The following is a 13,829-nucleotide window of genomic DNA, read 5'->3' on the forward strand; positions in this document are numbered from 1 at the left end:
GAAAAAGATATGAATGAGCAGCAGCCAAAAGATAGTCAGGATTTTCAGCACGGCTACACCAGCGGAGTTGAAGGCACCGATCGCCAGAACTACGAGGGGTATTTGTCGAGTCAGGTCAGTGACGAATGGATTAAGGACCGGGTTGATAACAAGCGCGACGAAATCCGGCAAATCGATCAGAAACTAGCGGATACCACGGCCCAGCGTCGGGCCGCCTATGACCGGCTTCAGGATCACATTATGCAAACGACGCTGGCTGGCAAAAGCGCCGAACACCTGGAAGCTCAAATCAAAACCGTGGAGGACGAGCGCGAAAAACTGAAAGAACGGCGCGAAAATACGGCGTCGGAATATTCGCTGCTGGCCGGTATTATCTTTGTGGTCGCCGGTATTTCGTTCGTTGCCGGTGACCTGATTATCTCGCATGAAATTGTGGCCTACGCGCTCAATATCCGCAATAACGTCGAAGCCTGGATGTTTGCGGTTGGTCTGGCGATGGTTTCGATCCTGTTAAAACCGGCTTATGATCGACTGATCGAAGAACCGTATCTGACCAATTCTTCGCCCGAAGCGTCTCGCCGGTACGGCTGGTTCAAGATGGGACTGGCGATTTTGTCGATTGTTACGCTCGTAATCCTGGGCTGGTTCCGGTATGATGCGTACCGGACTGACAAACTGAAAGAAGCGATCAATAAAAGCATCAAAAATATTCAGCTGAATGCGACTCCGCTGGACCCAACCAACCCCAATCCGGTTGCCGACCAACGGGTTTTGCAAAAAATTGAACGGCAACTCCAGCAGTCCGACGAACTCAATCTGCAACTTGTCAACAGCCCGTGGGCCCTGATGTCGTTTGTGCTGAGCGGGGTCTTGTTTGCCCTGGCGGGTGCCGTGTGTCTGGGAATTGGATTACCGGTTTTGCAGAAATTCTGGTTTCGGTGGTTGCAGGCCGACCCGCGTTTGTGGCGGCTACGCCGTCGGCGCCGGAAACTGGAAAAGCAGCATCAGGCGGTTCAACAGGAAATTGCCAAACATCTGACTCAGAAGAACATCATGGATCATGAGTTGGCCGTTCTGCCGTCGCTCGACGAACTGCGTCAGCGCAAACAGCAACTTGTCGACGACATCGATCGCCTGAACGATGATCAGAAACTGGCCCGAACCGACAGCCGGATTGCGTCGTTCAACGATGGCTATGAAAAAGGAATGGCGGCCCGGCAGGCGATGAGTGAAGAAGAATTTAATCAGTTTCGGAACGGTTTTTTCTCCGTTTCCAACCTCGCAACGAAAGCCCGCTCCGCTTCTGATCAGGAACGGCTGGCTTCCGGCAAAACTAATTTTACCAACCCGCGCCCCGTCAACGGATTGCGTCCCCATCAGGCCGTCCGAAAGCACCTCGCCGATGGATTGGACACTGATAATGAATGAATTGTGACTGGGTGATTGAGTGAATAGCCTGCCGGATTCTTGGCATTTTATTCACTCAATCACGCATTCAAAACCCATGCCTTGTTATTGAATCGGTGAATAATCCGTTGGTTTCATGTAAACGGACTCGACTTTGGTAGTGAGCGGTCCGTTTTTCTCCGAATCCGCTTTTGCCTTCACCCATTTCGGGTCGGCCCGAAACTCATCGAAATGTTTTTTCCCTTCGGCTTCGCTCGGGTGAGCCAGAATATATACCAGTTTCGGCTGACCACTTTCGTCCGGCTGAGTCGTTAACCAATACCCGATGTTGGTCATCCCGTGTTGCTTGAACAGCTTGATTGTGTGATTTTTAAAGCGGGCAATCAGATCGTTCAGTTTGCCGGGAGCGGGCGAATACGTACGCAATTCGAAAACGCGCCCCGGTTTTTTGGACGCTTTGATTTTGGGAGAAATTTCGGCTTCCGTCATAAAAATCTGGTCGACTTTCGCCACGATCTTCCCGTTTGCTTCGGTTTTTGCTACCACTTCCTTCCATTCCGGATCGCTGCCAAACGCCTTCCAGGAAGCATCGCGGGCTTCGCGGTTTGGGTACGAAAGAATGTAAATCAGTCTTTCCTGCGAAGCGTCGGTCGGCGTCCAGTACCCAACGTTGGTCATTCCGTGTTTTTCGAAAATTTTAGTGGTGTATTTCCGGAAACGATCGATGATGTTCTCATAATTACCGGGAGTCGGGTAATAAATCCGGACTTCGTACAAACGCGACGGATCGGCGGGTTTGGTGGTTTCGGGGCCCGAATCAGCTACCGAAAAACTTAATGCAGTTACAATAAGGCTACAGGTTAACAGGAAATTTCTCATTGATACGCGGCTGTTAGTTGAATTACAAAAATAAGCACAGTTTAAACAGAATTAATTGTTTAACCTTTATTTTGACTAAGACGCTCTTTTCAGATAAAAACCTATCTTTACAAAGAATATATCCCTATAAAATTTTGATTTTATGCTGAGTCGCGTTGCAAACTCTATCTACTGGATGAACCGCTATATCGAACGGGCCGATAATTATTCCCGTTTTATGAGTGTCAATTTTAATCTGGCCTTGGATTTACCACCCAATGTCGACGAACAATGGGAACCTCTTTTAATTGCCACTGCCGATAATTACCTGTTTTACAACTACTACCAGGAACCAACCCGCGAGAATGTCATCGATTTCATGACCTTCGACAAGCGAAATCCCAACTCCATTGTCAGCTGCCTCAACAACGCCCGTGAAAACGCCCGCACGATTCGGGAGAGCATTTCGAAGGAGATGTGGGAGAATATCAACGATCTGTATTTGCGCGTTCGTGACACGACCACCAAAGGCGAATCGAACCTCAACCGCCTGCAGGAGTTTTTAAACAATGTAAAAAACGGTTGCCAGCATTTTTACGGGGTGATCGACTGCACCATTACGCGGAACGAAGCCTGGCATTTTGGCCGGGTTGGCCGGTTTTTAGAACGCGCCGACAAAACATCGCGGTTTCTGGACGTAAAATATTTTACCCTTCTCCCCGACGCCGATGCGGTGGGCTCAACCCTCGACCTGATGATCTGGACGGCGGTTTTGAAGTCGGGCAGTGCGTATAATATGTACCGCCAGCAGTACAAAATGATCAGTTCGTCGACAATTGTTGAGTTTCTAATTCTGGACAAACTCTTTCCCCGCTCGGTAGCCCACTGCATTCGCCAGGCGGAGTTGTCACTTTACGAAATTTCGGGGAATGTGATCACCAATGGTTTTAAGAACGAAGCCGAAAAAGCCTTGAGCAAACTGCGGTCAGAAATTGAGTTTACCGAAACCTCCGAACTTTTCAAAACCGGCTTACACCAATATCTGGATCGCTTTCAGACGCGGACCAACGAAGCCGCCAAAGCCGTCTACGAAACGTATTTCAGCCTGAAACCGGTGGAAGTGTAGCGAATTGCCCCGACTTTCTGTAGGATGCGGTATAGACCTTCAGAAAGTCGGGGAATTTTATTTATAGAAGGGAAATGTCAGCGCCACATAGGCCATCGACGCCCGGTTGCGGAAACGCTGGTTATCGTCGTCAATATTCACATTGCTCGCTCTCATTTCGGTCGTAATCCACTGATAGCCAGCCTTCACGCCCAGCCGCTCCAGCACCTTCAGCCGAACGTAAACTTCGGTTGATAACGAACCCAGGTCATTGTCTCCCAGTAATCGTGCGTTAAACCGCTGGGGTTGTGCGTATTGTTTTGGATGTAGCTGAAAGCTTAGGTTAATGGCTTTACCAGACGTGTCGGCACCTTCAAACCGCCCCGTCGACGACCGGTAACGTCCCTCACGGGATTTTCCAAAACCGACTCCGAGCAAATCGGCACCAGCCCCAATTTCCACCGGCCCCAGGCGAATCTGAGCCCGCAATCCAAAATTGATGGCCGTAGCCGTTACCAGGTCAAACCGCATGGTGTCGAGATTGGCGGGCACGAGCGGGGCCGACAGGGCGGCAAACCCGGATTTTTCACGCGTAAGTTTGGCGGGAGCCGTGGTGTAATTCAGATTGTCTCCGTAAAAAGTATTCAGTTTTGCGGTCCAGCCAATGGAAAAAATCCGGTTGGCATCCAGATTCAGCAGTTCGTAATACGTAAGTGACGGAACTACATAATCCTTTTTGAACGCGGCCCCAACATCCAGCCCGCTGCTGATGCGAACGGAAGTTGGTGTTTGTGAGAAAGCGACAGCAGAGATGAGGATAAATACTAGTGTTACTATTTTTCTCATATGGTGAACTTACTTTGTAATGCAAAGTTAATGGGATAAACGGAAACGGAAAGATTTTGTTTCGGGCCGGAAGCAGCATTTTTTGTCCGGAAATGAATTTTTACCCGACAAAAATCCACCCGGCTTCACTTGACTAGGCACGGTCGGACGGGTGAACTGGTACAGAAGATGGTTTATTTAAAAGACGGATGTCAGGCAGACGCCCCCCCAGCTTCCCTGGTATACCGGAAGTAAAACCGTCTGTTTCCGGCGAACTACCAGGTGTTTCAGCCAGGGATACAATTGGTAGACGGCTTCCGTCGATGCGATTCCGACGCCGGCCCCAAACAGGACATCGGCCAGCCAGTGGCGGTTTTTAATGATCCGAAAGCCCCCAACCGTGGTGGCGGCTGCGTAGCCCGCGAAGCTGTACCAGCCGCTGCGCCCGCCATACTCGTGAGCCAGCAGCGTTGCCCCGGTAAAAGCACTGGTTGTGTGCCCTGAGGGAAAGGACTGATGGCCATTTTGATCGGGCCGGGGATAAGAAACGGCAAATTTAAGCGTCGTCGTGATGCCCTGCGCCACACTGTTTGCCAGCACAGCCAGCACGAGTTGATCGCCAAACCGGTGTTTCCCTTTCACACCCGCAGCTCCTAAACCCAGCATCACCACGGTTGGCGCAAATTGCAGGTAGTTATCTACGGGTGACCTGAAGCCGGGAAATTGTTTCACCACTTCACGCTCTACCTGGCGGCTCAAGTGGCCCTGAGTCAGCAAACCGGCGGTCATCAGGGCCGCCGGGAGGATAAAAGCCTTGGGACGAAAAGCAGGCCGGGTGCTTGCAGCCAGCAACTCGCTCGGAGTTGCCCGCCCGGCACTGGTGGAATCAGCCGGATTTACCGGAGCCTGGGCCTGAACTAGAGAAGTATAGCTAAGAAAAATAATTAAAAACCACTGAACACGTTGTTGCTTCATTATGTGCAAACGGAATGACCCACACTGGTATTGCTGTTTGCAACGAAGGTAGTTGCCAATTCTAAAGAAATTCTGAAGGATGGCTTTCCGGGTTGAGATACCGCACAAACGGGAGATCAAGCCAACGTCCGCCCGGTCTTCAGAAAGAATTCAGAATATATACCTTACTTTGAAAATCGTACCACATCCGGACTTATGAAAGTTTTACTGATTGAGGATGAACCCCTTCTTTTGAACACCATGAAGGTCTATCTCGAAACGGAGGGGTACGTCGTTACGACGGCCGCCACGTTTCGGAACGGCCTGGAAAAAATGTACGATTATGACTACGACTGTGTGGTGGTCGACATTGGCTTACCCGACGGAAACGGTCTGGACCTGATCCGGCAACTGAAAGCACACCAGGCCCAGACGGGCATCATCATCGTATCGGCCAGAGACTCATTGCATGACAAACTAACCGGGCTGGAGCTGGGTTCGGACGATTACCTGACCAAACCGTTTCATTTACCAGAACTCAACGCCCGGATCAAATCCGTGTTGCGCCGACGCCTGTATGGCGGTCAAAATCAGATTCATTTTGGAAAAATCACCATCAATTCACACACGCATCAGGTAGACGTTGCGGGGCAACTGGTGTTATTGACCGAGAAAGAATACCAGATTCTGCTGTTTTTTGTGGCTAATCCCGACCGGTTTCTTACAAAAGCCGCCATTGCCGAGTTTGTCTGGGGCGACCACATGGATCTGGCGAACTCCCACGATTTTCTGTATACCCACATTAAAAACCTGCGGAAAAAGCTGATTGAGAAAGGCTGTCCCGATTATTTACGAACCCGCTACGGCGTGGGGTATCTTTTTACGGCCCATCCATGAAACTGCTGCACAAAATGATGCTGAATTTGCTGCTGGTGGCCATACCGGTGGCTTTGGGCGGAGTGTGGCTTTTCTATTCGTTCATCCACGCCGGCATTCAGTACGAAGTCGATGAACAGCTCAGCAGCGACCTGGAATCCATCCGGTATCAATGGCAACATCCGGGCTCCGACACCCGGCGGATTGCGTCGTCGCGCATCGAAATCACGCGGACCGGTATGCCCATTCTGCCAACGTACAGCGACACCCTCGGGCTGGACCGGCGCGAAAAAATCCTGGTTCCCATGCGCCAGTTAACGGCCACCATCAAAACCGCACCGGGCGTTCAGTACCGGGTTGTGATTCGGCAGCCCATGGGCGAGTTTGATGAAATCGCCCGGCTTCTGTCAATCGGTGTAGCGGCAACTTTTGTGGTTTTGATGGCGGCCCTCATGGTTCTGAATGGCTGGCTAATTCGCCGGTTGTGGCACCCTTTTTATCGATTGATCGACCAGTTACGCCAGTACCGGCTGGACTCCACGGGAAATCCGCAACCGGTGATGACGTTTCCCCAAAGCACCACCGATGAGTTTAACCAGCTCAGTTCGGCCCTGAATACGATGAGCCGCAATCTTCAGGAACAATTCAGGGCGCAACAGCAGTTTACCGACAATGCCGCCCATGAAATGCAGACGCCCCTGTCCATTGTGGGTCATGAACTTGAAAATCTGCTGGCGATCGATCCGCTGAACGCCGAGCAGGTGATCGGGATTGAACGGGCGCAGGATTCGATTCGTCGGCTGGTTCGGCTGAATAAAAGTTTATTGTTGCTGACCCGCATCGAAAACCACCAATTCGTCGGCGAACACATCAACATCAGCCGGATTGTGGACGAACTGGCGCAAACCTACCACGACTTTGCCCGCCATCACGGTTTACGGTGGGAGTGCCGCCTGACACCCGATGTTTACCAAACGATGAACCCCTATCTGGCCGAGGTACTGGTTAGCAATCTCCTGCAGAATGCCATACGCTACAGCGAGCCGGCTTCCAGGGTAGAAATCACGCTCACCCCCTCCTGTTTCATGATTCAGAACCAGGGCGAAGCACTTCCTTTTCCGGCCCATCAGCTGTTCGACCGGTTTAGGAAGCATCCGGCCCACCCCGATTCAACCGGCCTGGGGCTGGCTCTGGTACAGCAAATTGCTCACCTCTACGGAATTGCCGTTCACTATTTCTACCAGACCGATACGCGACTGCATGTTTTTCGCCTTGACCTTCCGCAGCCCGCACCCACCGTCGGTTTCAATACGGTTTAGCATCTTTAGTTTTCCTTCAGAATTAACGGGTAGCTTTGGTTTCCGGGAAATAACTATGAAAAACGTACTGATCATCGGAATTACCCTGCTGCTGACGCATCTGGCACAGGCGCAATCCCTCCACCTTCGGGTCGAAGACAGCGTGACGCACGCGCCCCTCTCCGGTGTTACCATCCGAACCAGTGCCGAACCGCCGACCGGTACAACGACCGATGCCCAGGGACAGGCCCAGCTCGCCAGCCTCCCCAATGGCCCAAACCAACTGATAGTCACCCTCGTCGGTTATCAACCGTACCGTTTTCGTCTGACGTTGCCCCTGGCCAGTCCCGACTCTGTGGTCCTGATTGAACTCGCCCCGACCGAAGCGGCTTTGGAAGAAGTTACCGTTACGGCCACCCGAAGCAATTCGCGCCTTGAAGACTTGCCCATCAAAGTAGAAGTGCTCGGTCTGGAAGAAATGGATGAGGAATCGGCCGTTGTTCCCGGTAATGTGGCCAGCATTCTGGGTGATATTTCAATTATTCACATTCAGCGTACGTCGCTGACAACCGGTAATCAAAGCATCCGCATGCAGGGGCTCGATCCGAAATACACGCAGATTTTGCGGGATGGGCTGCCGCTTTACGAAGGCTTTTCCGGTAATCTGGGCGTGTTGCAGATTCCACCGCTCGATCTCAAGCAGGTGGAGGTAATCAAAGGGTCTGCTTCCACACTCTACGGTGGAGGAGCCATCGGCGGATTGATCAATCTGGTGTCGCGCCAGCCGGGCGCCGAGCCGGAACTGACAATGGTTTTAAACCGGTCCAATCTGCGGGAAACAAACCTGAATGCCTATTATGCCCGCCAATACAATCCCAAAACAGGGCTGACGGTTTTTGCCGGACTCACGAACCAGCCCGCCGTCGATGTCAACCAAGACGGTTTTTCGGATGCACCGCTCATTCACCAGGTTACGGTTCACCCCCGGCTGTTTTTAACGCCCAGCACCAGAAACCGGCTGAATCTGGGCTACACGTTTATCACCGAAAAACGCAGCGGGGGCGACGTAACGGCCCTAAAACAACCCGAAGGGCTGCATACTTACGTGGTCAGCAACACGATTCAGCGGCATTCGGCAGACGCCACGTTCGACCACCGGTTTTCGGAAAAACACACCTTCACGGGTCGCGGAACCCTGAGTTTTTTCGACCGGACGGAAGTGAACAACGGCTTTCATTTTTCCGGACGGCAACTCTCCGGTTATTTCGAAGCCGCCGATTACTCGCAACGCGGAGCGCACGCGCTGGTTGCCGGTGCCAACCTGACCCTGGAACACTTCCGGAAAGGAGCCAGCGACAGCAGCCGGATTTCAGATTTTACCTACAATACCGTGGGTTTATTTCTTCAGGACGACTGGCGGGCGGGCAACAAAGTTACGCTTCAGGGTGGGTTGCGGCTCGATCATCATACCGTGTTCGGCAACTTTTTCCTGCCCCGGCTATCGGTCTTGATCAAACCAAACGAGCAGTGGTCGGTGCGAACCAGCGTTGGAACGGGGTATAAAACCCCCAATATTTTCGCGAACCTGACGGCGGCCGATTCCCGTACCCAAAGCCGGCTGTCGTACCGGTATCTGCTGCCGTTGCGTGCGAATCTGAAATCGGAACGGTCGGTGGGACTCAATCTGGACGTTGCCTACAAAAGCACGCTAGGTGAACACCTGACGGTTCAACTCGATCAGGCATTTTACTACACCTTCATCAGCAATCCCATCGTCGCCCTTTCGACCGATACCACCGCCAACCGCCGGACTTTACTACAGAATGCCAACTATGACCTGCGAAGCGTGGGCACGGACACGTACCTCCGGTTAGAATATGATGAAATCGAATTTTATCTGGGCTACAACCATACCCTGGCCCGTCGGCAGGCCGCTAACGGCACGAACCTGAGCGAAAATACGTACGTTCCTTTCAGCCCACAGGACAAGTTTTCGCTGACGCTGGCGTATCATATTCCGGAAAAATGGCGGTTTGGTATTGAATCCAGCTGGGTTGGCAATCAGTATGTGTACGATAACCGGCGGGTGGCCAATTACTGGTTCTGGGCCGCAGCCATCGAACGGATGCTGGGTCATTTCAGCCTGATCCTGAATGCCGAGAACATCTTTAATATCCAGCAACTCAAGTACGGTCCGGTGGTGACGGGACCCATCAACAACCCGACAGTTCAGCCACTCTGGGCTCCCCAGGAAGGGCGGATTGTCAATCTGGCGATCAAGTATAAATGGCATTGACGCGGTTTACGCAAGTGGATGGGAACGCGGATCGAACAGATCAAAACAGCGTTTAATCTGCGTTAATCCGGGCCATCCGCTCAATCCGCGTTCCCATCAAAAACGTCAATTTCAATTATTCTGGTATTTCAGCACCACGGCTGCCAGGGGCGGAATGGTCAATACAACCGAGGTTGAACGGCCGTGCCATTCCTGCGGCTCCGAAACGATCGGCTGGGTATTGAGCAAACCGCTGCCAAAAAAAGCTTTGTCATCGCTGTTGAATACCTCAGCCCAGGTGCCGGCTACCGGAACACCAATTCGGTAGTCGGTTCGCGGTATGGGGGTCATGTTCAATACAATCACGACCTGTTCTTTCGTGCGCGTACCTTTCCGGGCATACACAATGGTGCTGTTTTCGCGGTCCATGGTGTCGATCCACTCAAATCCATCCTGAACGAACTGCAGTTCGTGGAGGGCCGGTTCGTTCCGGTAGAGCTTGTTCAGCGCCTTGACGCATTCTTTCATGCCCTGATGAGGAGCAAAATCGAGCAGGTGCCAGTCGAGACTGCCTTCAAATTTCCACTCCGAGGTTTGTCCGAATTCACAGCCCATAAACAGTAGTTTGGTGCCGGGGTGCGTAAACATGTACGTAAACAACAACCGCAGATTGGCAAACCGCTGCCATTCGTCACCGGGCATTTTGCTGATCAGCGCCTTTTTCCCATAGACCACTTCATCGTGGGAAAACGGCAGCATGAAATTCTCCGAAAACGCGTATACCGTACTGAATGTCAGCTCGTCCTGGTGCCAACGGCGGTAGTAGGAGTCGCGCTGGAAATACCGCAAGGTGTCGTTCATCCAGCCCATCATCCACTTCATGCCGAAGCCCAAACCGCCGGCATAGGTAGGTCGCGTCACGCCCGGAAAAGCCGTTGACTCCTCCGCAATCATCTGTGCTTCCGGAAAATCCTTGTAAACCGCTTCGTTCAGTTCCTTGAAGAGCGAAATGACCTCCAGGTTTTCCCGGCCCCCAAATATATTCGGCTCCCATTCCCCGTGATTGCGGGAATAATCCAGGTACAACATCGACGCAACCGCATCGACGCGCAACCCGTCAGCATGAAAGCGGTCCAGCCAGAACAGGGCATTACTAAGCAGAAACGCCCGGACTTCGTTGCGTCCGTAGTTAAAAATGTAGCTTTTCCAGTCGGGATGGTAGCCCTTCCGCATGTCGGGATGCTCGTACAAATGCGAACCGTCAAATTCGTACAACCCGTGCGCATCACCCGGAAAGTGCGAAGGCACCCAGTCGAGATACACACCGATATTCTCCTGATGCAGCCGCTCGATCATCTGCATGAAATCCTGGGGAGTACCAAACCGGCTCGTCGGTGCAAAATAACCGGTCACCTGATAGCCCCACGACGGATCGTACGGATGTTCCATGACGGGCATAAACTCGACGTGGGTAAAGCCCAACTCCTTGATATATGGCACCAGCGCATCGGCAACTTCCTGGTACGACAACTGCCGCGTGGGTTCCGAAGGGTCCCGTCGCCACGAATTCAGGTGGAGCTCATACACGGAAATGGGCTTGTTCAGCGCGTTGAATTTGCCCCGGTTTCGCATCCAGTAATCGTCTTTCCACTCATGCCAGGTATCCCAGATCACCGAAGCCGTCCGGGGCGGTATTTCCCACCAGAGGGCAAACGGGTCTCCTTTTTCGACTTCACGGCCGCTGGTGTGCGTAATGGCATATTTGTAAACCTCTCCCCGGCCAATGTGCGGAACAAATCCTTCCCAGATGCCCGAACTGTCCCAGCGTGCGTAGAGCGGATGGCTTCCCTTGTTCCAGCCGTTGAAATTTCCGATCACCGACACGTAGCGGGCCGACGGAGCCCAGACGGCAAAATACGTACCGACAACCCCGTCTACCTCAACGACGTGAGAGCCCAGTTTTTCGTACAGCCGCGTGTGTTTTCCGGCCCGGAACAGATAGATGTCAAATTCGGTCAACCGACTGTAAGCCCCTTTTTCTGTTGGCTGTTCCGACTGAGTCGTGGGTACCGTTTCCGGTTTTGCGTCAGTGGTGGTGGTATTTTTGGTGGTCGTACGTTTCGCCATTGGAAAGCTATTTCGTTTAGCTCGTGAAATATAGACAAATTTTTCTCTGATGAATCACCGTGATTCCATCGGATTTATTCTTCGAAACCTTTGTTCAAATCAATCTGCAAGTCCTGAAAAAACCGGCGTCAGCAAGTCGGTCTTTACATAAGGATGTTGCCGATCCAGTGTCCGTGCTCAGGAAGCGTATAGACCAGTACGTTATTCCATTCCGGCAGCACAACCCACTCGTCCCGAACGCCCGTTGCTTCGCAGGCATCAAACCTTTTGCTTCCTTTCTTTCTTCATCCCGCTGGTCCAGACCGGTTATTTCCATAGAAAGGCTCGTTTCCACAAACTTACTCTTTTTTCGTCTGCAACAGCCCCATTTGTAGCAGGGGGAGGTCCGAATTTCGGGTGGGATCGGCAATCCGTATTTTTTCAATTTCCCGAATCACATCCATGATTCCCTTCAGCGGGATTTTGACCCAGGCCGGGCGGTAACTGATTTCATACCCGAGTTCATAGACGGCTTTTTCCAGTAGGTAAACCAGCAGCAAAAAGTTAACTTCACTGTTGTTTTTATACAGCGGATGCGGACTGCCAATGGTTTCCAGGTAAGCGTCCATGTACGTGTCCCGAATGAGTTTGTACCAGCGTTCGGAAACGCGTTGCAGGTGGTCGGGGTCGATGTGTTCCGTTTCGGTACTCCCAAAAAGCTTGGCCGAAACCGCATAATGGTACGACCGAATCATGCCCGCAACGTCTTTCAAAGGCGAGTGTTTGATTTTTCGTTCCGAAATACTGCTTTCCGGTTCTCCTTCGAAGTCGATGATAATGAAGTCGTTACCCGTTGCCAGCACTTGCCCCAGGTGATAATCGCCATGAATGCGGATGCGTAGCGATTCAAGCGGGCGATGGCGAAAATCGTTGACAAACTCATCGATCATCTCCTTTGCCTCCATAAACACCCACGCCAGCCGCTGCGCCAGTGGGTCCAGTTTCGCGTAATTGTCGATCACCAGCGTATACCGGCGTTCCAGCAGACTTTCAAACCGCCGGATGATAAACTCCCGGTAGTCGTCGGTAAAGGGTTCGGGCGCAAACGAAGGGTCGTTCGATTCAGGACTGTAGAGGGCCAGATGCATCTGCGCCGTTCGGCGGCCCAGCAACTCCACCCGATCAAACACATCTTCCTTGATGGTAAACAGACGGTGTGGCACCGCATACAGAAAATCGTTGAGGTAGTCGCCGGTTTGATTCCAGCTATCCTGCTGATTTTCAACCATCAACTGCATCATTCCGAGCGTAACATCCGGAACGCCTTCCTGTTGCCAGATCAGGCTTCCGGCATACGCCGGAATGTGCGTAAAGTGGCTGTGTTCCGTCAGAAAGCTAACCAGATCCACTTCCGGGTTGGTTTCCTGAAAGAGTTTGCGGTATAGTTTCAGGAAATAGGTTTCGCCCTGATTCGGGACGCCAAAAACCAGTGCCGAATTACTCGAATCGACCGGAAGCACCCGGCTCGTCACCTCCGCATCGATGTGTTCAGCCGCCAGCCCACGACCCCGGTGGAAGACGATCCGGCCGGTTTTCTGGGCCAGTGCGTTCTGGTGGGCCAGATTGAAATACAGCACCTGCCGAAACCGCTCGTCGTAAATGGCATCGACAATCAGCCCCGGTTTTTGATCGAAAACCGCCGTTGTCACAATTCCTTTGGGCAACACATCCGGAACATCGGGCCGATCGGTTTCTATAAAAGACAGCGGGAGCAGGTAGTTTTCCGTCTCCCCATTGGCGTATCCGGCTTCAACGATGATCAAATACGCTTTTTCGGCGGTGTAAGAATCGGAACGAAACGGAATTTCGTGAACAAAACGAATCCGAAAGTGCTCCTGCTGGCGGGCTTTACCGGCAAACCAACGGCACGAATTCAGATACGGCGGCAGAATCGTTGTTTCCAGAAACCGGATTGCGTCCTGGTCCTGAATCAGATTAGCCCACGCAGATGAACTGGTCAGGTTTGAAGTAGTTGAGTCGAACATGCAAACAGAGGAGTGACAGGTAAAGCGGTTCTACCCGTAATAATACAAAGTGATTCGACAAATAAGGCTATTTTATGTGC

10 protein-coding genes are annotated in these 13,829 nt (G+C 52.2%); 5 read left to right on the forward strand and 5 right to left on the reverse strand.

Features of this window, described 5'->3' with window-relative positions:
• Nucleotides 1–9 precede the first annotated feature (9 nt).
• The gene (locus EHT87_RS15875; protein ID WP_124907635.1) at nt 10–1,428 is read left to right on the forward strand and encodes a hypothetical protein; all 1,419 of its coding nucleotides are present in this window, start codon (nt 10–12) and stop codon (nt 1,426–1,428) included.
• Nucleotides 1,429–1,512: 84 nt separating this feature from the next.
• Here EHT87_RS15875 and EHT87_RS15880 read toward each other — a convergent pair whose 3' ends face one another.
• Nucleotides 1,513–2,286, reverse strand: coding sequence for an NIPSNAP family protein (locus EHT87_RS15880; protein WP_124907636.1), 774 nt, complete (start codon nt 2,284–2,286; stop codon nt 1,513–1,515).
• Between the two features lie 142 nt (nt 2,287–2,428).
• Here EHT87_RS15880 and EHT87_RS15885 point away from each other — a divergent pair, with 142 nt between their 5' ends.
• Nucleotides 2,429–3,391, forward strand: a complete 963-nt coding sequence (locus EHT87_RS15885; protein ID WP_124907637.1) for an alpha-E domain-containing protein — start codon at nt 2,429–2,431, stop codon at nt 3,389–3,391.
• 57 nt (nt 3,392–3,448) lie between these two features.
• On the opposite strand, the gene EHT87_RS15890 is transcribed toward EHT87_RS15885, so the two are convergent.
• Together EHT87_RS15890 and EHT87_RS15895 are read right to left on the reverse strand one after the other, a co-directional pair.
• Nucleotides 3,449–4,216, reverse strand: a complete 768-nt coding sequence (locus EHT87_RS15890; protein WP_124907638.1) for a hypothetical protein — start codon at nt 4,214–4,216, stop codon at nt 3,449–3,451.
• Nucleotides 4,217–4,393: 177 nt separating this feature from the next.
• Nucleotides 4,394–5,170 (reverse strand): phosphatase PAP2 family protein, encoded by a 777-nt coding sequence (locus EHT87_RS15895; RefSeq protein ID WP_124907639.1) that lies wholly within the window; start codon nt 5,168–5,170, stop codon nt 4,394–4,396.
• 195 nt (nt 5,171–5,365) lie between these two features.
• Here EHT87_RS15895 and EHT87_RS15900 point away from each other — a divergent pair, with 195 nt between their 5' ends.
• From EHT87_RS15900 to EHT87_RS15910, 3 genes are read left to right on the forward strand one after another with little or no spacing between them, the layout of a single operon-like run.
• A complete protein-coding gene (locus EHT87_RS15900; protein WP_124907640.1) occupies nt 5,366–6,046 on the forward strand; it encodes a response regulator transcription factor in 681 nt (226 codons plus the stop codon).
• Nucleotides 6,043–7,344, forward strand: coding sequence for a sensor histidine kinase (locus EHT87_RS15905; RefSeq protein ID WP_124907641.1), 1,302 nt, complete (start codon nt 6,043–6,045; stop codon nt 7,342–7,344). Before EHT87_RS15900 ends, EHT87_RS15905 begins: the two co-directional genes overlap by 4 nt.
• Nucleotides 7,345–7,399: 55 nt before the next feature.
• Complete coding sequence (locus EHT87_RS15910; protein ID WP_124907642.1) at nt 7,400–9,619, forward strand: TonB-dependent receptor; 2,220 nt, start codon at nt 7,400–7,402, stop codon at nt 9,617–9,619.
• Nucleotides 9,620–9,730: 111 nt separating this feature from the next.
• On the opposite strand, the gene glgB is transcribed toward EHT87_RS15910, so the two are convergent.
• Nucleotides 9,731–11,725 (reverse strand): 1,4-alpha-glucan branching protein GlgB, encoded by a 1,995-nt coding sequence (gene glgB / locus EHT87_RS15915; protein ID WP_124907643.1) that lies wholly within the window; start codon nt 11,723–11,725, stop codon nt 9,731–9,733.
• A gap of 338 nt (nt 11,726–12,063) precedes the next feature.
• Nucleotides 12,064–13,749, reverse strand: coding sequence for a putative maltokinase (locus tag EHT87_RS15920; RefSeq protein ID WP_124907644.1), 1,686 nt, complete (start codon nt 13,747–13,749; stop codon nt 12,064–12,066).
• Between the last annotated feature and the right edge of the window lie 80 nt (nt 13,750–13,829).

The organism is Larkinella knui, from assembly GCF_003858645.1.
GTDB lineage: Bacteria > Bacteroidota > Bacteroidia > Cytophagales > Spirosomataceae > Larkinella > Larkinella knui.